Genomic DNA, 20,163 nt, shown 5'->3' on the forward strand with positions numbered 1-20,163 from the left:
GCAAGACGCTCGGCTGGGATACCCCAGCCGAGCGTCTACGTGATCTACTCACCACCTGAAACCAAGTGGTGTTGCGACGACCCCTTGAACCCAAGCACCGCTTGCGGGGGCCCTTCCGGGCCGTGGCGGGATGAGGGTCGGCAACCGTTTCAACAGAGTATCTGTGGGCAATGCGGACAGGGCACGGCGCCGACCGGAGAGCTACGCCGCCGCTCGGGGCCCGTCGCGGATCGTCAAGCACGCCTGTGCATCGGTGCCGTCCCCGTCGTCGATGCCACAAAAAGGGCCAGGGACCGCTGACGCTCGTTTGACGATCCGGCTACCCAGAGATCACTCCGAGCGGCCTGAAATCTTGACAGGGCATCACCTGGCTGGTCGCGCGGCTTATGCCAGGTTGAGGGCCGCACCCCCGCAGGCTGTCACATTTCGGCGGGCCGGACGGTTGGCGGAGCGGGCGTTCAGTAGGTGGGGCCGTAGGGGCTCCAGTGACCGAGAAAGGGTTTCAGGTCGTCGGCCCGTGGGTTGGGAATGTCGGGCGGCCGGGGCGGTGTGTTCAGTGGGTCGAGGCGCTCCACGGTGGCTGCTGCCCAGCTGATCCATGTTTCGGCTTCGGTTCGGGTCTGCCCTGGTGGCATGGCCTCGACTCGTGCGCGTACCGCGCTCACGTACTCGGTCAGTCGAGTGGCGTGTCGCCATGCCGCTTCCTGGGCTTCGAGGTGCCTGACGCGGTACGCCTCGGCGTACCGGATGCGGGCTTGTTCCATGGCGGCCTCCCAGCGGATGCGCTTCTGGCGTGCCGCTTCGGCCTCGTCCTGGCGTCTGCGTTCGGCGGCTTCGCCGCGAAGCGTGACCTCCTGTGCGATCTCGGCGAGCTGCTCTTCAAGGGGGCGGCCGGGAGCGTCGGCCCATTCGCCCGCCCGGTGCGGCTGGCCGCCGCTGACGATGAAGCGGAGGCGTTCGGACGGGGTGTAGTCGAAGCGCGGGATCCTTACCCAGGAGTGCTTCTTGGCATCGGCTAGTTCCTTCTCGGTGGCGACGTGCTCGGTCCGGTCCTGCTCCTGGAGCATGAGAAACCCTACGGTCTGGCCCTGTGCGGTGATGGTGAAGTGAGGGTGCGCCCTGCGGCGGCGATGAGACGGGGGTGCGAAGCCGGTCTGCCCCGCCGAGCAGGTGTGTCCTTCGGCCTCGGCGGCGGTGATCAGTGCCTGGATGAGGCGGAGAGCGCGTCCTTGGACGGGCTTGGTCAGGCCGAGCGGCTGCCGTTCGTTCTGCATGGCTCGGACAACGGCGTGTGGCCGAGTGAGCCGCGAGGGCACGGCGACGGGGTCGAGGACAGCAAGACGCCAGGCGGGGATGTCGACGAGCTTGATCTCGTACCCGTCACGGCACCAGCTTCCGTACAGCTCCTTCGTCTCCGGAATCCTTCCGGATCTGCGTGCGGCGGCGACGCGGGACGGCCACTTCTCCAAGTCGCGACCGCTGCCGCTCTTGACGATCCTGCCGCCGGCCTCCGCGAGCTCCTGTAACAGCTGCTCCGTGAGCGTCACACGAGGATGTGAGGGAGGGCTTGGCTTCCGCTCGGTGGCCGGAGTTTCCCGCGCCCGGGTGGACTTAGGTCGTGGACCGGCGGCCTGGGTCTTCCGCGGGCGTGATCCGCGGGGAGGGTACGTGCCGTGTGCCAGGTAGTGCCGACCGGCGCTTGTCAGGGCGACGCTCCACTGCCCGCTCTTCCGGGAGACCGTCACCAGGCCACGGTTGTGGAGTGCCTGGCAGGTGGTCTTGTAGGAGCTGGTGTTCCATACGCCTGCGGGGCACCCGCCTCCCACCCACTGCAACACCGAGAGCTGCCGCTCATTGACCTGCCGTTCCAATGGTCCGCCTTCGCCATGAAGTTGACGTACAACGGCGGCATGTTGCCAGCTGAGTTGGTAGGCGACCGGTGCTTCGAGCTAATTCGTCCGAACGAGCGGGGTGACGTGGCTGCAAGCCGATTGGACGGAGAACAGTAGGTGGACACTGTCCTGCGGCGGGGTCTGACTCGTGAGATCTATGACCGAAGTGTCCAGTCACGGACCTGTCGACTGCCGTTGCGGGATGCTGCCTGCCACCGAGCCACAGGGCGTGTCCCTATAGGGGCCTTGCCGAGTTCAGGCGCCATCACGGTTCAGACCGCCCCAAGCAGGCCGGTGCCATCACCCAGTACGTCAGCATGTGGGAGGCACACCATCATGACGACCCGACAGCGCAGCACCTCATCGAGCGCGGATCCGCCCGTTCGGCGCGAGGTCGTCCTGGGCGTGGACACGCACGGCGAGGTGCATGTTGCCGCCGTGATCTCCCCGCTCGGGAAGATCCTGGGAACGGAGTCCTTTCCCGCGACGGCGGCCGGCTACCGACAGTTGCTCGTGTGGGCCCGCAAGCGGGGGGCGGTGCGCCGGGCCGGTGTGGAGGGCACCGGCACCTTCGGCGCGGGCCTGTCCCGCTACCTGCTGGCCCAGCACGTTGAGGTGTACGAGGTGAACCGGCCCGACCGCTCGGCCCGCCGGCTGCTGGGTAAGTCGGACCCGCTCGATGCGCAGGCCGCCGCGCGGGCCGTGCTCAGTGGCCGCGCCCGGGCCCGGGCCAAGTCCGGCGACGGTCCGGTGCACAGCGCCCGGATCTTCAAGCTCGCCAAGGACTCCGCGGTCAAGGCCCGTACCCAGGCGATCAACCAGCTCAAAGCCGTCCTGGTCATCGCCGACCCCGCCCTGCGGGAACGACTGTCCAGCCTGGGCAACCGCGAGCTGTTCCGCACCTGCGCACGCCTCGGGCCAGACGACGGCGAGGACGGCGAGAACGCGGTGGCCCAGGCCACCCATATGACTCTGAGAATGCTCGCCGAGCGCATCGAACAGCTCACCGGACAGATCAATGAGCTGAACCAACGCCTGACCCAGCTCGTCGAACACCACGCCCCGCAGCTGCTCGTGCCGGTGGGTATCGGTCCGGACAGCGCCGTCACTCTCCTGATCACCATGGGGGACAATCCCGAGCGGCTGAACACCGAGGGGTCCTTTGCTGCCCTTTGCGGAGTCAGTCCCGTCGAGTACTCCTCCGGCCGACGGCGCACGCGCCGGCTCAACCGTGGCGGCGACCGCCAGGCCAATGCCGCCCTGCACCGCATCGTCTTCACCCGGCTGCGTCGCGACCCGCGCACCCGGGCGTACTACGAACGCCGCACCCAGGAGGGCAAGACCCGCCGCGAGATCATCCGATGCCTCAAGCGATATGCGGCCCGCGAGGTCTTCAACCTGGTCAGGCCGGTTTTCCACACCCCTGCGTTATAGGGGCGTCCGTGAGAGCGGGCGAGCCGCGAAGCTCCACCGGGAGCCATCGCGACGGGGGCTCTTCCCGGAGTCGTGGGACGACGAAGCCTCACCGGAGCGATCCGGTGAGGCTTCGTCGTGTAGTCATCTGCGTCGGCGTGCACGATGCGGTTGGCGCGTCATGCAGTCCGTGTTTCTGCGACGCTTTCGCTGGCACGCTTGTTTGCAATCGCACACATTGGGTGGGGTCCGTAATCCAGAAGCCTGATCAGAACGTCCTGTATGGCCACTCCGCGGAGAGAAGCGCGGTGGGGCGCCCGAAAAAGCCTGACGGGCCTCTGTGCTCTGGAAGTCCGTGACAGATGAGGCCCCCGTCGGATGGTTCCGGCGGGGCCCCTGTCTTCTGTACTGGCCTGCAGGGCGGTGGATGGCGGGGCTTACTCCGTCCCTGTTTGCAGTTCTGTGCTGGCAAGCAATCGTGGCAATAGCTGAAGGTCAAGGGGCCTCTTCGGTGTGGATGCACCCTGGCTCGCTCCTTGTGAGCGGCGCGGCGTGGCCGCCTGAGCGTGAGGGCGTGGCGAGCTGAACGGCCGGTGGTTCGACGCGGCGGCCTGATGTCGGACGAACGGCGTGCAGGTGCTGAACGCTGACGCTTGTGACCGGACCGATGCCGGTAGGGCGCCGTACTCCTGGAAGGGCGAGGCGCAGTGCGGTGCTCGGGTATTTGTTCGAAAAGATTGCCAGTAAGGGCGCAGAGTTTGTGATGTATCTAGCTCTCACCTGCTGATTTCTTCCCCGAGGCCGTCGTGGCATGTGCTGCCGCTTACCGAGCCGGCCTCCGTTGTCAGTGGTGGCCTCTACGGTTCCTAATGGCCGACGCGAAATGCCCGTGTCGGCTTGCGCGAGCGTGGGCGCCGACAGAGCCTGCGGATTCGCTGAGGGCGGGGGATGCCGTCATCCGCCGGGGTCGTGAGAGAGCAGGACGCATGGAATTGGACTACGACCGGTTGGTTGCGTTGCGCAAGCAGAGCGCAGCGTGGCGGCTGCTGACGGCCAACAATGCGGCGTTGATGCTGAGCTTCCTCAACAAGGTGTTCGTCGAGCAGGGGGCGCGCTCGGTTGCTGGTGTGGAACTTGTCGAGCGGCTGGATGACGAGTTGTTCGCGCTCAATGAGCGGCTGGGGCACGGGACGTTTCCGCAGTCCGCCAAGGCGTATCTGGACGACTGGGCGGCGCCGGGGAACGGCTGGCTGCGCAAGTATTACCCGCCGGATTCGGACGAGCCGCACTATGACGCCACGGCCGCGGTCGAGAAGGCCATCTCGTGGATCAGGTCACTTGAGGAGCGTTCGTTCGTCGGTACGGAGTCGCGCCTGAATACGATCTTCGATCTCTTGCGGCAGATGACGTTCGGGACGGAAACCGATCCGGAGGCGCGGCTGGCTGAACTCGCGCGGCGCCGTCACGAAATCGACCTGGAGATCGAGCGAGTTGAGGCCGGAGAGGTGGACGTTCTGGACAGCGCGGCGCTGCGGGACCGATATCAGCAGGTGACCGATACGGCGCATGGGCTTCTGGCCGACTTCCGTGAGGTCGAGGCGAATTTCCGGGATCTGGACCGCGATCTGCGCAGCAAGATCGCGGCTTGGGACGGGGCCAAGGGCGAACTGCTGGATGAGGTGCTGGGCAGCCGCGAGAGCATCGCGGAGTCGGACCAGGGCCGGACCTTCCAGGCGTTCTACGACTTCCTGCTCGCGCCGAGCCGTCAGGACGAGCTCAAGACGCTGCTTGCCGAGGTCGAGGCGATGGAGGCCATCGACGAACCCGATCCGCGCATGCGACGCATGCCCCGGGACTGGCTGGAGGCCGCCGAGCGCACCCAGGCCACCGTGCGACAGCTGTCGGATCAGCTACGACGATTCCTCGATGACCAGGTGCGCTCGGAAGACCGCCGTGTCCTGGAGCTGGTACGCGCGATCGAGACCCACGCACTGGCGCTGCGAGACGTGCCGGGCGTGGATCTGGTCGCCGAGATCGACGCAGCGACCCCGGCCATCGCTCTGCCGATGGAACGGCCGCTGTATACGCCGCTGGTCAAGACACCGATCGACAGCACCAGCATCGAAGCGGGGGACGAGGAGTTCGCCGCCGACGCGCTGTTCGAGGCGGTCTACGTCGATCCCGCCCGGCTTACGGCAGCCGTCCACGACGCCCTCGGCGCGCGCACGCAGGTGTCCTTGGCCGAGACTCTGCGTGAGCACCCCCTGGAGCAGGGGCTCGCCGAACTGGTCGCCTACTTCGCGCTGCCCGACGACGGGTTCGCCACGGTCTTCGACGACCACCGCCAAGAAGAGATCACGTGGATCGGCGAGGACGACGTCCAGCAGGTCGCCACCGTGCCCGTCGTTACCTTCGCCCGCATCAACCCCGGCATCGCCTGGGCCACCGACCAGAAGAAGGAGGGGCGATGACGACGCCTTCCACTTCCGCCCCACAGCCGTACACCCTCTCCTTGCCGGTCAACCAGCTGCTGAAGGGTCCGGTCTTCCGTGACCAGCACGAGCGGGCCTGGGACGCGCTGGTGCACCTGAGTGCTCGGGTGAAGGACTACGTCGAGGTCATGGGGCTGCGCGTGGTGATCGACGAAATGGAGGGCTACGCCTTCCTGCAGTCGATGCCCGACGACGAGGACGCTGTCCGGGACCCTCGCATGGCGCCGCCGCGGTTGATTCCGCGCCGTTCACTGTCCTACCCCGTCAGCCTGCTGATCGTGCTGCTGCGCAAGCGGCTCGCGGAGTTCGACGCCGGCGCCGACGGCACCCGTCTCATGATCACCCGGGACGAGATCGTCGAGATGATCCGCACGTTCCTCCCGGCCGGCAGTAACGAGGCGCGCCTGGTCGACCAGATCGATGGCCACATCAACAAGATGGTGGAACTGCAGTTCCTGCGCCGCGCCCGAGGACAGGAGCAGTTGTTCGAGGTGCAGCGGATCATCAAAGCCTTCGTCGACGGACAGTGGCTCGCCGACTTCGAGACCAACCTGGCCCAGTACGCAGCCTCCCACATCGTTCAGGAGAAGACGCAGTGATCCCCGTTCAGTCTGGCCCTGCCGACCCGCCCATTCCCGCCACCTTCGCCGCGGCCGGGTTTCGGCTGGAGCGCATGGAGGTCTACAACTGGGGCACGTTCGACAAGCACGTGTGGTCGTTCGGCCTCGCCGGCGCCAACGCGCTGCTGACCGGGGACATCGGTTCCGGCAAGTCCACCTTGGTGGACGCGATCACCACCTTGTTCATGCCCGCCCGCAAGATCGCCTACAACCGGGCTGCCGGAGCGGAGAGCGGCGAGCGCAGCCTGCGTTCCTATGTGCTGGGCCACTACAAGTCCGAACGCAACGAAGAGACCGGAGCCACCAAGCCGGTGGCGCTGCGCAAGCCCGGCAGCTACTCGGTCATCCTGGGCGTGTTCCACAACGCCGCGCTGGAATTGACCGTCACGGTGGGCCAGGTGTTCTGGCTGCCCGACGCCAACGCCACCAGCCCCGAACGGCTGTTCCTGGTCGCGGATCGGGCCCTGTCCGTGGCCGGTGACTTCGCGGACTTCGGCACCGAAGTGCGAGCCCTGAAGAAGCGCCTCGAAGCTAGCGATGTCCGTGTCCACAAGTCGTTCCCGCCCTACAGCAAGGACCTACGGCGCCGGATGGGCATCGAGTCCGAGCAGGCCCTGGAGCTCTTCCACCAGACGGTGTCGATGAAGTCGGTGGGCAGCCTGGACGACTTCGTACGCAGCCACATGCTCGAGCCGTTCGATGCGGCCGCGATGACCGACAACATCGTCAGCCACTTCGACGCCCTGACCACCACCTACAACTCCGTGCAGCGGGCCCGAGCCCAGATCGAAGCCCTCACCCCGCTGCTCGCGGACTGCGACACCTACGAGGGCCTGGCCGCCCGGATCGAGGAAGCCGATGCCGAGCAGGCTGCGCTGCGGTACTTCATGGCCGCGCGTACGGCGGTTCTCCACGACGCAGAACGCGCCGAGCTGGAACGGTCGCTGATGCGTCTGGAGGGTGAGAAGAAGGCTGCCCATGAGGAGCTGGAGCGGCTGCGCGGCCAGGAACGCCGGTGGGAACTTGAGCGTGAGGGCCTGGGCGGCGGGCGCCTTGGCGAACTGGAACGCCAGATCGAGGAGGCGGAGCGGCTGCGCATCGCGCGCGAAAGGCTCGCCCGCCACCACGCCCACCTGCTGGAACAGGCCGGACTGGCTCCGGCCAGTGATCAGGCCCAGTTCACCGACCGCCTTGAGGAGATCTCCCGGGCCCAATACGACGTCGCCGCGGACAAGAAGGAGACGCGAGCGGCCCTGGAGAAGCTCGCCGTTCAGGCCGATCGCCTTCACCAGCAGGCCCAGGACATCAATGAGGACCTGGTCAGCCTGCGTTCCCGCCGCAGCAACATCCCCCGCAAACAGCTTCAGGTTCGCACCCTCCTGTGCCAGGAACTCGGCATCGAAGAGAGCACGCTGCCCTTCGTCGGCGAACTCATCCAGGTCCGCGACGAAGAACAGACCTGGGCGGGCGCCGCCGAGCGGCTGCTGCGCGGCTTCGCACTGTCCCTCGTCGTCCCCCAAGGCCAGTACGCCCGCGTCTCCGAGTGGATCAACGACCACCACCTGGGCACGAAGCTGGTGTACTTCCGCGTCCCCAACCACACCCCGGCCCGGCGCACCCAGCCGGCCCCTTCGACCGCGTTGTTCACCAAGCTCGAAATCCGCGGCGACTCGCCCTTCGCCGAGTGGCTGGCCGGCGAACTCGAACGCCGGGCCTCGCACACCTGCGTGGCCACCATGGACGACTTCCGGCAGGCCGAACTCGCCATGACTGCACAGGGATTGATCAAGGGGACGCGGGGCCGCCACGAGAAGAACGACACCACCCGCATAGACGACCGCAGCACCTACGTGCTCGGCTGGACGAACCAGGCAAAGATCGACGCCCTCCTGGACCAAGCCAGCAAAGTCCATGCAGCCCAGTGCGAGACGGCCGACACGAAACGCAGCCTGGAAGCCGCCCACGAGGATGCCATCAGCCGCGACAAGGTCCTCGACCGGCTGGCGGCCATGGGGGAGTTCAGCGAGATCGACTGGCCTTCCGTCGTGCGGCACATTGCCGAGCTGACCGAGGAGAAGCAGCGCCTGCAGGCCGACTCCAAGGACCTGAACGAACTCACCCGCCAACTGGACAAGATCGCCGCTGAGATCAAGCAGCAGGAAGCGGCATACGCGAGCGCGACCGAGAGCTGGGGCCGCATCGACGGGGAACGGGACGCCGCCGAACGCGCCTGCGACGAAGCGCGCGTCATCCTCGCCGAGCCGGCCGCCACCGACGCCCAGGCCCACTTCCCCGCCCTCGAACAACGCCTGAACGAAGCCCGACTCACCTGCGCCACCGCCAAGGAGTGCGCCCGCGTCGAGACCCGGCTGCGTGAGGAGGGGACGGCGCGAAAGAACCGGTGGAGCAAGGAGCAGACCCGCCTCGCCCAGGCGATCGCCTCCCAGATGCGCACCTTCCGCACCGACTACCCGGCCGAGACCAACGAGCTCGACGACTCCGTCGCCTCCGCCGCCGGCTACCGCGCCCTGCACCGCCAGCTCGTCGCCGACGACCTGCCGCGCTTCGAAGAGCAGTTCCGCACCTACCTGAAGACCAACGTCATCCGCGAAATCGCTGGATTCCACGCGCAGTTGAATAACTGGGCCGATGAGATCGGCGAACGGATCACCACCATCAACGAGTCGCTGGCCGACATCGACTACAACCCGGGCCGCTACATCATGCTCCAGCCCGAGAAGACCCCCAACACCGAGATCCGCGACTTCACCGCCGAACTGCGCGCCTGCACCGACGACGTCCTCTCGGATGACGACTCCGACCTGTACTCGGAAGAGAAGTTCCACCAGGTCCAGCGCCTGATCGAACGCTTCAAGGGCCGCGAAGGCCACACGGATGCCGACCGAGCCTGGACCAGGCGCGTCACCGACGTGCGCTACTGGTTCGTCTTCAGCGCCAGCGAACGCCGCCGCGAGGACGACAGTGAGTACGAGGTGTACTCCGACTCCGGCGGCAAGTCCGGCGGGCAGAAGGAGAAACTCGCCTACACCATCCTGGCAGCCTCCCTCGCCTACCAGTTCAAGCTCGACACCACCGCCAACAGGAGCCGCACCTTCCGTTTCGTGGTCATCGACGAAGCCTTCGGCCGCGGCTCCGAGGAATCCGCCCGCTTCGCCCTGGACCTCTTCAAGCGCCTGGGCCTGCAGCTCCTCATCGTCACCCCGCTGCAGAAGATCCACGTCATCGAGCCGTACGTGTCCGCCGTCGGCTTCGTCGACAACCCCACTGGACACCACTCCCGCCTGCGCACCCTGACCATCGCCCAGTACCGCCGAGAACGCCTCGCCCACGCCCTGGCCGCCGGACAGCCCGCCACCGGACAGGACCACTGACATGGCGGCCACCTCCACCCCCACCTGGACCACGCCCCGCGACGTCGCCGCCCGCCTGCGCAAACGCTGGGAGCGCGGCGAGTTCCTCAGCCAGCTCGCCGACGGTACGGACTTCGACCCACTCGCCATCCCCCTGCGCGGTCCGAAGGCCGGCGACATCACCCAGCACTACGACGACGTCCTCGCATGGGCCACCTCATGGGCCCCCGACAAACACCGGCACCTGCGCATCGAGTACCGGAAGCTCGGCGGACGCCTAGCCGGCGTGAACAACGCCCCCGCCCGGGCCTGGATCGACCACCGCGACGACCTGTTCCAACTCCTCGGCGTCACCAACACAGTCACCCGCTACACGTCCCTCCTGGCCGCCGCCCGCGAGAGCCTGCCCCCGCTGGCCGCGTGGATGGCCGAGCACCCGATGAAGGTCGTCCAGCGGGATGCCGACTGGCCCCGCCTCCAGGCCACGGTCCGGTGGATCACCGACTACCGCGGCCCGGCCGTCTACCTGCGCCAGCTCGACGTGCCCGGCGTTGACACCAAGTTCATCGAACACCACCGTGCCATCCTGACGACCCTGCTGGAGCACTGCCTGCCCGAGAACCGCATCAACTCCGAGGTCGTGCGCACCGACTTCGCCGCCCGCTTCCGCTTCCTGCGCAAGCCCGTCTACCTGCGGTTTCGGCTCCTCGACGGCGCGTCAGTGGCCGGCTTTCGCGAGCTCACGGTCCGCGCGGACGAGTTCACCGCGTCACCGCCCGGCATCACGACTGTGTACGTCGTCGAGAACGAGACCACCTACCTCGCTTTCCCTGACCAACCTCACAGCATGGTGATCCACGGCGGAGGCTACGCCGTCACCCAACTAGCTGCTCTGACTTGGCTGCACGGCACACGCCTCGTCTACTGGGGCGACCTGGACACCCACGGCTTCGCCATCCTCGACCGGCTGCGCCGGGCCTTCCCGCACACACGGTCCATCCTGATGAATCGGGATGTTCTCCTGGAGCACCGAGGTCAGTGGGTGAAGGAGGACACCCCCACCCACCAGCACCTCGGCACGCTCTCACCGGACGAAGCCGATGCCTACGACATCCTGGTGTCCGGAGAGTTCGGCTCCAAGGTGCGACTCGAACAAGAACGCGTGCGGTTTCACCTACTCGAAGAAGCCCTCAACGAGCTCCGCTGAGGACTGCGCACAACACAGTTGGCCAGCCGGTGCTGGCGAAGGGCACTTGCAACGAGCCTTGGTGAGCAACTCCTGGTGCCTGACGAGCGCCGTAGCGCGAAGGAGGTCACGGAACGAGTCGGCCACCTTGCCACGGGTCTTCAGCGCGTGACAGTTCGGGCACAGAGCGATCATGGCCCTGGGAAGGTCGTCGCCACCCTTGGCGTGATCGTCTATGTGATCCACTTCCAGCAGGTAGGAGCCGTTGCGACCGAGGGCCGAGGTGTAGCGGGGATCAGGACATCGCGGGTTCTCGCAAGCCCCCTGGCTCCGCTCGAGCACCGCATGGCGGGAGGCTGCGATGCGGCTTAGCCGCTGACCACCTTGGGACCTGGGACGGTGGCTCTTACCGTCCCGCACGGCGCGCTCCGCCCGGGCATTCAGCTCCGCGTAGCGGAGGGCCGGATCTGCCATACGGCGCAGTAGAGCAGCAGTCATTCGGCATCGGGAGAGCGCGTCGGCAGCCGATTCCTCGACCGGTAGCGCGAAGTGTCCCTCCGCCGCATCCCAGTCGTTGTCGAACTCACCGTGGCGCAGGCGTGCACACTCCCAGCGGCTGCGCTCCAACTGCGCAAGAGTGTCCGCCGTGCCCGGCCACAGCGCCCCGTGGGGGAGCCCATCCCCGAGCCAGGCGTACTCCAGCGCCGCGTAGATCGCGGCGTACTGGAGGCTGCGTCCGTAGATGACGACGCGCTTGCCTTGGATCCGCCGCAGCAGCGTGTCAGCCACCTCGCGGAAACGGGGCGCGGATTCGAGTACCGCGAGGCCGCCCTTGTCGAGTCGGAGCCGCTCCAGGTAAGTCGTATCCCAGCCAGGGTTGATGAATTGATGCCATCTCTTGCGGCCGCTCGTCGAGGTGAGTGCTATCTCGTAGGGCACTGCCCGCTCCAGAGGCGGGGTGGCCGGAGCAGGTGAACCGATGGCGCTGACTGCCAGAATGACCGTGCTGGGGTCGTCGAGGACATCTTGTGCCCAACGGATCGCCTCACGGCGCACTGCTTGGGCTTCGTCGGCGTTAGGGTGCGCCGAGAACGGCACGGCCGTGTCTGCGCGGTAGACAGGCGACGGCGGGTACACGGTCTCGTCCCATCCCGGCGTCGTACGCCCGGTGCCCGTAAGCACCCCCGGGACGGCAACCAGTTGTGGGGGCCCGAGCACGTAGGCGTCAGGACGGAACAGGTTCGACGGGCGCAGCCCTGCAGCCTTGAGCTCGTCGGCCGCCTTCAGCTCTTTCGGCAACCGCGGGTACCGTTCAAGCAGCCTCCGGGAGACGTCGCTCGGCTGTCTCTCGGGGCCGTCGACGTAGACGGGTGCGCCGAACCCCGCGGGAGTGGAACCGCATACCACGTGCTGATCACCCGCCGGACTGAACGGGACGGCATCGAACTCTACGAACATAGGTGACTGCTGACTCCATGCGACTGACGAGGGCTAACGACATCGTCACGATAAGATTGATGCTTCCCGGCAGATGCATTCATGCTGGTCACAACCTGGCTGCTTGACAGCAGGATCCGTCGGCGTGCACGAGGTTGTTAGGGCTGCTGCTGAGCTGCTTCGGGAGCGGCGTTCTGCTCAGCATCGAGCACAACCGCAGCTTGGAGCAGCTCGTATGCGTACCGTTCTGCCGCACTCTGTAGCCGCCCGGGCGACGGAAGAAGCCACCACATCACGAAACATCCCCCAGTGGCGACTAGGGCGAGGATGTTCACCGGAGTGAGTGCAGGTTGGTGGTCAATTCTGGCGAGCCACAGCATGTACGCGAGGACGCCGAGTCCCACTCCGAACGCGATGGCTCGTGCAACCCACCGGATGCCGTAGACGTTCCGCTGGAAGCCGTAGCTTCGGTTCTCGGCGTGTATGAGAGGGAATTTCTCGGCATTTCGCGTCAGGTTGCGCAGTTGACCGACGGCGACCTCGAACGCCTCGTCGGCCCTCACTGGGTTTCCGTTCTCGCTACGGAGCGACGGGAGGGCGACACCCGTCACAGATGACACGGCCTTCCGCCAGATCTCGCGTTGCAGCGTGTTCTGCCCTTCTTCCCGCAGGCGGAGTTTCTGGATGGTCGGCGAGCCGCCCCAAGCCGCCCAGAGCGTCTCCTGAGCCTTGCGTCCTTGGTGACGCACGACTTCCGCCAGGGCGACGGGACCGCCGGCCAGTGAGAGCGCCGTAACGACGGATACAACCACCGGCGCCTTGCTGAGCCCTAGTACTGCCAAAGCTACATTGATTGACAGCAGCGCAAGGAGGCCGGGCGCAAGACGCGCCCGGCGCTCGTAGTCATCGAGCCAGAGCACGTTACGCGTCCCCGCTGTCTTCCACGGATGTGTGAAGCGGCTCGGGAATGGATGTGCTGTACCCCGAACGTTCAGGCGCGTTCAAGAAGGAGCACTTCGACACCCCCTGTGTCAGATGGACAGGGTAACCCCTCCGGAGGAAGGCGTTCGTCGTCTTCTTGGATGGGTGCTTGTGCTCCGGGTTCTTCATGGGGACGGATGCGAAGGCTGTCCCCACCTTCGCGGACTGCCCCTTGGGCCCAAGAAGTCGGTTGAGGACCGACGGACTGACGTTGCGACGGCTGCCGTGGTGAGGCACCTGAACGAACCTCAGATCACCAGGCTGGAAGCCGTCGGCTTCTAGCACATCGAGAGCTTGGCCGAGGGCCGGAATCCCTGCGTCTCCCGTGAACAGCAGCTTCTTGCCGTCGACCTCCAGGAGGCAGATGGCGCTGGTGTTGTTCTTGGCGGTCGTCTCGGCGTTCTCCGCCAGCGTCTCGATGTCCAGGTCTTCATAGACCGTCCCAGCAAGCAGCTTCCGGAGCGTCTCTTCCCAGCTTGACTTGGCCGCCAGAGAGGCGCTCGCCTCGACGATCTCTGCCAGCAGCTCACGGTAGTAGTCCTCGGTGGGGCCGAGGATACGCAGTACGCCGTCGTCGCTTGTCCAGCCGAGGAACGGTTCCTCGATGGGCACGCCCTGCGCCTTGGCGATTTCTTCGAGGTCGGTCGCACCCTGAAGTGAATCCCTCAGCTCCGTACGCAGTGATCGTGCGTTGTAGGACAGGAGCATCTTGGCCCGCGCCATGTCACCTGAATGGCTCCAAGGTAGGTGCATCAGGAGCTTATTGACGGTCATCTGCTCCAAGACGACCCGCAGCCCATTGATGTGATCACGGTCCGGGTGCGTTGAAACGACAAGATCAACGACACCCGTCTTGTAGTAGTCGCGGATGTGCTGGACGAGCGCTTCACCGTCGTCGAGGTAGCCGCCGTCGATCACCATCACAGTCTGCTGCTCGCGCGGACCGTGGAGGTTGCCATAACGAAGAGCGATGGCGTCGCCACCGCTCGACTCATCCCCTACGGGGAGGAAATCTATCTCGTAGCCCATAGAGGACCTACCTGTCACACGTCGATGTGTTACTGACAGATTCTGCCACTCGGGTATGACAACGTGATGAGTGAGTAACTTATGTCCGATGCACGCACTTTGCCGCTTTTCGTTTGAATGGTCGATCGCGTACGCAAGAGCGCCCGATCTCCAGATGCAGGATCGAGCGCTCTGATCAGAGGTTACCTAAGTGTTCTCCGAGAAGATCAGCACCCGCGTACGCGTCCGCGCTTGCCCTCGCCCGCCAGATCAGGGCCCAGGCCCCGCACTGCCGGGTCATCTTCACCGTGTGCGAGATGAAGCGCCTGGGCCGCGACGCCGCCGAACTCACCGCACTCGCCGACCACCTCACTGCCCACGGCCTGGTCCTGGAGATGCTCGCCGGACCGCTGCCCGGGATGTACGACCCCAGCGGTCCAGGCCGGCTGCTCTTCGCGTTCTTCGCGGCGATGGCGGAGACCGAACGGGAGAACATCCGGGAGTCGACCCTCGAAGGACTCGACGCGGCGGCCCGCAAGGGGAGCACGGCGGCCGGCCACCGGTCATCACCGACGACATGCTCCACACCGTGCTGCGGCGCCGCGCGGGCGGTGAGTCCGTCGCGCAGATTCAGGCCGACCTGATCATCCCCACCGGCAAACGCAAGGGGCAGAATCCCTCCGTCGCCAGCATCTACGGCGACGACGGAAGGGGTTCGGTGACGGCGGCATTGTGTCAGCCGCTACCACCAATTCCCGTTCCGGTACTCCCTAAGGGCCTACTATGAACGCCGCAGCAAGGAAGGCAAAACCCGGCGCGACATAGTCCGCAGCCTCAAGCGCTACGCGGCCCGGGGTCTTCCGCCTCGTCAGACCTATGCAGTCACACCCCTCATAGGGACAGTGTGATAGCTGGTGATACAGCCAAGCCCCGTCGGCAACCATTGCGACGGGGCGCCTGCACGGAGCGGGCTACGACAGAGCGCGACATCCAGCGCAGGCACTGGCGTGGTCGGAATCCCCGATTCTGGGGCGCCGGGAGCAAGGAAACGGGGCGTGGTAACGCCGCCGACTCCACGGCACGACGTTCGCTCAGCTCCCGGCAGTGCTATGCCTCAGCGCATAGGGGAGTCTCTCGGCTAGTCAGTGCGCGAGCGGGGTAACGTGAGAGCACGCACGAGACGACGAAGCCCCGCCGAAGCCTGGCGGAACCTCGTCGAAGCTGGCTTAGGGCGTCGGGCGGCATCCGGCGCGGGCATCGTTATACTCCGGATCTCCGCTTTCGAGGACCCGGAGTAGGGACGCCGTGACAACACGCGTCTGACGGCCGATGCGTAGCACACGGCACGGGAACTGCCCGTTGCGGATCAGGTCGTATCCCTTGGCCCGTGAGAATCCAAGCGCCCTTGAGGCGTCCTCCACGCTCCCCGTTCCGTCCCAGGTGGCGCGGATGCAAGCGGGGCTGTAGCGAGGGCCCAGAGTCTTTTCGATCTGCGTGTGCATGCTGATTTCTTTCGTCTTGGCGTGTAGCCCGTGGCGGGCCTACGGACGTCGCATGCGCCCGTCATCGCGGTGACCTCAATACTCCGCTCTATCGCCGGTTTGGCTAACCGGCGATCTGGGGCTATGTTGCCTCGCTTGCCGTAGAGGGGCCCGCTCTGACGTCATGAGGCATTATGCGGAGAGGTGTCGTTAGCGCGGATGCAGCACACATGAGCTCGAGAAACCCCGTGATCACCTGAGAACTAGGAAGCGGTGTTTTCGCAATCCGGGAGGGACGCAGGCAGCGTTTCCTGAGGTCACAGACCGCTCAGCATCCGACGGCTGGGAGACGCGAGCGCTCACCGGGTGGACTATACGTAAGCACTACCTTCACGCCTCTGGTGACCTTTCACGGAAATATCCCCGCACCTCATCGGCGTTGGTGATCTCCGAGCCGAGGAGGGGAAGGTGTCGGGCCTGAAACTGTTCCGCACGGATACGACGGGTAGCGGCATGACCGAGGTCGCGCCGCGTCTTGCTGAGGTCGAGGCAGATGTACAGGGTCTCGTCGAGGCGCACATGGAGACGCTGCTAGGCGTCCGTTTCCTGGCGAGCGAGTACGGCACCGGGCCTGTCCACAAGGGCCGGATCGATTCGCTCGGGCTGGACGAGAACGGATCGCCGGTCATCGTCGAGTACAAGCGCGGCATCGACGTCGGCGTCATCAATCAGGGCCTGTTCTACCTGGCGTGGCTAATGGACCACCGTGCCGAGTTCGAGCACCTGGTCCTCGACCGGCTCGGGATAAGGGCCGCGTCCCAGGTCTTGTGGAGCAGCCCTCGCCTGATCTGTATCGCCGGCGACTTCACGCGTTACGACGTGCATGCCGTGCACGAGCACCGTCGGTCGATCGATCTGGTTCGCTACCGACTGTTCGGGAGCGACCTGCTCGGGCTTGAGACCGTGGCGTCCGGGAGCGGCGGCATGCAGGTGGCACGCCGAGCCCGCCGCCAGGCGGTTGGCCGGGCGACAGCCGGCACCCAGGACGCGTCGATGGTTGAGCTGGCGAGCGCGGTCGATGAGGCATTGCTCGGGCTCGGGGACGGTGTGAACCGCGTCGAGCGCAAAACGTACCGGGCGTACCAGCGGCTGCGGAACTTCGCCTGCCTCTGTCCGCCGCAGCGGAGCAAGCTGCTGGTCTACCTGAAGGTTGACCCGAAGGACGTCGACCTTGTCCCGGGATTCACCCGGGATGTCTCCGGTCTCGGTCACCATGGGACGGGTGATCTGGAGGTGCAGTTGCGTACGCCGAGGGATGTGGAGCGGGCGCAAAACCTATTTTTGGCGAGCTACGCGGCAGCGTGATCGCTGGCGGGTTCCTCGGTCGTGCCTGCTCGTGTGGGCGGTCCGGGCTCGTCGGGTGATGCCTTTCGACGTAGGGACAGGACGTGGCGGTGGACTATCAATGATGTGCGGGATTGTCGGTTTGGCTAACCGGCGACCCCGCGCTATGTTGCGCCGCCCAACGCTCACACGCTGCGCTGAACGTCTTGGCTCACCGCGCAAATGGCTCAGCGGCGGAGAGTCCTCGTGCCGTGCGTCGGTCCGGCGAGCGCTGCTGGCAGCCGAAGGCTCCTGTCTGCGCCGACCGCTGGGCTGGCGCGCTGCTTCGTCGCGATGACGTAGACGCTGCCCCACTGGCGCTTCGGGTTGGCCATGGTGGAGTCGAACGTCCAGGGTTCGACGGCGGTGAAGCCGGCCTCGGTGAAGAGCTGGACAAGCTTGTCGTGGTCGTAGGCCCACAGGTGCGGGGTGTACGTGGGGTCGTCGTCCTGGTCTCGGAAGACGAGATTGACGAGGTCGAGGCGGGTGTTGATGTCGCTGAGGCCGTCGCGCTTGGCATACCAGCGCCGGATCACTCGTCGGAGTCTTCCAAGGCGCCGGGGTACTGGCAGGGCGAAGGCGACGTCGGGGACGCCAGTGACGATACGGCCGCCCTGTAAAAGGACTCGGTGTGCCTCTCGGACATAGTGCTTCGTGGAGCGAGCGTCATCGAGCCAAGAAGGACCTCAGCCGCCCGAAAATTCGCCTGTCCGCCGGGTTGTTCAGGTGCCCCATTCCATCCGTACGGGCTCGCGGGCTGCGGCGAGGGCGCCGTCGAAGTCGGCGAGGCGTTCGGCGAGGGTGGTGGTGGCGATGCGGGGCGGGAGGGCCGCCGAGAACTTGAGGCCGCGGACTGCCCGCGGGTCAACGGTGGGCAGGGTGAGGGAGTCGGGGAGTTCGGCGCGGGCGGTTTTCCAGTCGGTGGGGGAGAGGTCCTGGCGGAGCCGGACATGGGTGTCGGTGGGGCGCTGGACGGGGTCGGCGAGGTTGCCGAGGGAGGCGGTGAGGGTGGCGTTGGCGCGGTATCCGGCCCAGGTCCACCAGCGGGTGGCGTCGGCGTCGCGGACCAGCAGGGTGCCCGCCGGGTGTACTTCGTGGGATGCGCGGTCCATGCGGAGTTCAGCAAGGGCCGCGACGGCGCGGCGGGTGAGGCGGACGTCGGGATCCGTGCCGAGCAGGACGTCGCGCATGGCGCGGGTGAGGATGTAGGACAGCCCGCGGGCTTCGCTGCCCTGCCATTTGGCGATGCCGCCGTCCTCGACGGGTTCCACAAAGGCACGGCGTCGGGCCCAGTCGATGAACGTGACCTGCCAGCTGCGGCCAGCCAGCAGCAGGCGGCGCGGGCCCGGTCGTTCTTCGGTGAGGACGGTGGGGTCGGTGGTGCCGATCTCGGTGCGTCCAGCGAGCACCGTGAACTCGGGGGGTGCGGTGAAGGAGGCGGTCAGCTCCATGAAGTGCCGGCGGCCGAAGTGCTTCTCGGCTTCGGGGCCGATGAACAGCATGCCGCCGTCGTTGTCGAGGAAGCCGTCTGTGACCAGGTGCGACAGGAGGGGCGCGGCGGACTGGTCGAAGGGAGCCAGGCCGTTCCACTGCTCGGGCCACAGCCGGTCGCCGACGCGGTGTTCCTGCAGGGTGACGGCGAGGAGCTGCTGGGCGACGAGATGGCGGGGCGAGGGCGGCGGGGTGACGGGTTCCACCCAGCCACGGGCCCACAGAGTGAGCAGGCCGGCGGCTTGGAGCAGGGTGTCGGGTCGGGTGGCGAGGAACAGGCAGTTGCGGGATGTGCCGGCGCGACGCCCGGTGCGGCCGATGCGCTGCAGGAACGAGGCCACTGTGCTGGGTGAGTCGATCTGGATGACACGGTCGAGGTCGCCGACGTCGATGCCGAGTTCCAGGGTGGAGGTGGAGACGATGACGCAGTCGCGGGCTTCGGCGAATGCCTGCTCGGAGCGTGCGCGTTCGTCGGTGGACAGCGAGGCGTGTGAGAGGAACACGGTGACGTCGCGGGCGCGCAGTGCCGCACCGAGTTCTTCCACCTGCTTGCGGGAGTCGCAGAAGACGAGCCGTTTTTCTCCCCGGTGCAGGGCGGAGATCACCTTGGCGGCGTTGGCGAGCGATCCGACGTAGTCGAGCTCCACCTCCCCTGCGGGGCGTGGGTGTTCGGTGGTGCTGGTTGTGGCGGGCAGAGTCACGCCGGGGGCGACGACCAGGCCGGGGCGATCGGCGGGGCGTGCGCCCTGGAGCCAGGTGAGCAGGGCGTCGGGGTTGCCGACTGTGGCGGACAGCCCGATGCGCTGGATGCGGTGGCCGGCGAGCCGTTCCAGGCGTTCGAGCACGGCGAGCAGGTGCCAGCCGCGGTCGTCCCCAGCGAAGGCGTGCACCTCATCAACGACGACGGCACGCACCCGGCCCAGCATGTGTGCGTGGTCGGTCTTGACACTGATGAGCATCGCTTCGAGCGACTCGGGTGTGGTGAGCAGGAAGTCGGGGGATTCGGTGCGGATGCGACGGCGTACGGACTCGGGGGTGTCGCCGTGCCAGAGGGCGGCTCGGCGCCCCAGCCACTGGGCGTAGCTGTCGACCCGGTGCACCAGGTTGTTCAGGAGCGCCTTGAGCGGGGCCAGGTAGAGGACTGAGGTGCCGGTCCAGCGCTGCTCTCGCATGGCGGACAGCAGGGGGAAGGTGGCGGCCTCCGTCTTCCCGCCCGCCGTCGGCGCGAGCAGGACCGCGTCCTCGCCGTTCATCAGCGGGTGCACGGACGCCTTCTGCAGCGGGCGCAGATCGGGCCACCCGAGCGTGTTGACGATGTGGTGCAGGACTACCGGGTCAAGGCGCTCCAGCGGGTCGGTGCCGCGCGGCTGCTCCTGCACGTCTGCAACTCCAGGGCTGTTCGTCAGAG

14 protein-coding genes are annotated in these 20,163 nt (G+C 66.6%); 7 read left to right on the forward strand and 7 right to left on the reverse strand.

Features of this window, described 5'->3' with window-relative positions:
• Positions 1–458: 458 nt before the first annotated feature.
• The gene (locus ACI2LW_RS24170; RefSeq protein WP_404733317.1) at positions 459–1,547 is read right to left on the reverse strand and encodes a hypothetical protein; all 1,089 of its coding nucleotides are present in this window, start codon (positions 1,545–1,547) and stop codon (positions 459–461) included.
• Between the two features lie 681 nt (positions 1,548–2,228).
• On the opposite strand from ACI2LW_RS24170, the gene ACI2LW_RS24175 reads away from it, so the two are divergent.
• The 5 genes from ACI2LW_RS24175 (at position 2,229) to ACI2LW_RS24195 (ending at position 10,995) form a co-directional block, all read left to right on the forward strand.
• On the forward strand, positions 2,229–3,326 hold the full coding sequence (locus ACI2LW_RS24175) for an IS110 family transposase (protein WP_404733318.1): 1,098 nt from the start codon (positions 2,229–2,231) through the stop codon (positions 3,324–3,326).
• 965 nt (positions 3,327–4,291) lie between these two features.
• On the forward strand, positions 4,292–5,776 hold the full coding sequence (locus ACI2LW_RS24180; RefSeq protein WP_208611263.1) for a DUF3375 domain-containing protein: 1,485 nt from the start codon (positions 4,292–4,294) through the stop codon (positions 5,774–5,776).
• Entirely contained in the window at positions 5,773–6,396 is a 624-nt protein-coding gene (locus tag ACI2LW_RS24185; RefSeq protein WP_061915718.1) for a DUF4194 domain-containing protein, read from the forward strand. Before ACI2LW_RS24180 ends, ACI2LW_RS24185 begins: the two co-directional genes overlap by 4 nt.
• Positions 6,393–9,809, forward strand: coding sequence for an ATP-binding protein (locus ACI2LW_RS24190; RefSeq protein WP_404733319.1), 3,417 nt, complete (start codon positions 6,393–6,395; stop codon positions 9,807–9,809). The genes ACI2LW_RS24185 and ACI2LW_RS24190 overlap by 4 nt, the downstream gene beginning before the upstream one ends.
• Before the next feature lies 1 nt (position 9,810).
• Positions 9,811–10,995 carry a Wadjet anti-phage system protein JetD domain-containing protein gene (locus ACI2LW_RS24195; RefSeq protein WP_061915721.1) on the forward strand — a complete coding sequence of 395 codons (1,185 nt, stop codon included), beginning with the start codon at positions 9,811–9,813 and terminating at the stop codon, positions 10,993–10,995.
• Here the strand turns inward: ACI2LW_RS24195 and ACI2LW_RS24200 are convergent.
• The 3 genes from ACI2LW_RS24200 to ACI2LW_RS24210 form a co-directional block, all read right to left on the reverse strand.
• The gene (locus ACI2LW_RS24200; protein ID WP_061915724.1) at positions 10,963–12,432 is read right to left on the reverse strand and encodes an HNH endonuclease; all 1,470 of its coding nucleotides are present in this window, start codon (positions 12,430–12,432) and stop codon (positions 10,963–10,965) included. The two genes, ACI2LW_RS24195 and ACI2LW_RS24200, sit on opposite strands and share 33 nt — an antisense overlap.
• Positions 12,433–12,569: 137 nt before the next feature.
• Positions 12,570–13,331, reverse strand: coding sequence for a hypothetical protein (locus ACI2LW_RS24205; protein WP_061915732.1), 762 nt, complete (start codon positions 13,329–13,331; stop codon positions 12,570–12,572).
• Between the two features lies 1 nt (position 13,332).
• The gene (locus ACI2LW_RS24210; protein ID WP_404733320.1) at positions 13,333–14,421 is read right to left on the reverse strand and encodes a ComEC/Rec2 family competence protein; all 1,089 of its coding nucleotides are present in this window, start codon (positions 14,419–14,421) and stop codon (positions 13,333–13,335) included.
• A gap of 296 nt (positions 14,422–14,717) precedes the next feature.
• Between ACI2LW_RS24210 and ACI2LW_RS24215 the strand changes: the two genes are divergently transcribed.
• On the forward strand, positions 14,718–15,044 hold the full coding sequence (locus ACI2LW_RS24215) for a recombinase family protein (protein ID WP_404733321.1): 327 nt from the start codon (positions 14,718–14,720) through the stop codon (positions 15,042–15,044).
• A 582-nt stretch (positions 15,045–15,626) separates the two neighbouring features.
• Here ACI2LW_RS24215 and ACI2LW_RS24220 read toward each other — a convergent pair.
• A complete protein-coding gene (locus ACI2LW_RS24220) occupies positions 15,627–15,902 on the reverse strand; it encodes a helix-turn-helix domain-containing protein (protein WP_079060029.1) in 276 nt (91 codons plus the stop codon).
• A gap of 447 nt (positions 15,903–16,349) precedes the next feature.
• On the opposite strand from ACI2LW_RS24220, the gene ACI2LW_RS24225 reads away from it, so the two are divergent.
• Positions 16,350–17,246 (forward strand): DUF5655 domain-containing protein, encoded by an 897-nt coding sequence (locus ACI2LW_RS24225; RefSeq protein ID WP_404733322.1) that lies wholly within the window; start codon positions 16,350–16,352, stop codon positions 17,244–17,246.
• A gap of 206 nt (positions 17,247–17,452) precedes the next feature.
• Here ACI2LW_RS24225 and ACI2LW_RS24230 read toward each other — a convergent pair whose 3' ends face one another.
• Both ACI2LW_RS24230 and ACI2LW_RS24235 read right to left on the reverse strand, forming a co-directional pair.
• Complete coding sequence (locus ACI2LW_RS24230; protein WP_404733323.1) at positions 17,453–17,800, reverse strand: hypothetical protein; 348 nt, start codon at positions 17,798–17,800, stop codon at positions 17,453–17,455.
• A gap of 186 nt (positions 17,801–17,986) precedes the next feature.
• On the reverse strand, positions 17,987–20,134 hold the full coding sequence (locus ACI2LW_RS24235) for a DEAD/DEAH box helicase (RefSeq protein ID WP_404733324.1): 2,148 nt from the start codon (positions 20,132–20,134) through the stop codon (positions 17,987–17,989).
• Positions 20,135–20,163 lie beyond the last annotated feature (29 nt).

Origin of the sequence: Streptomyces sp. NPDC004065, assembly GCF_044903565.1 — a bacterium.
GTDB lineage: Bacteria > Actinomycetota > Actinomycetes > Streptomycetales > Streptomycetaceae > Streptomyces.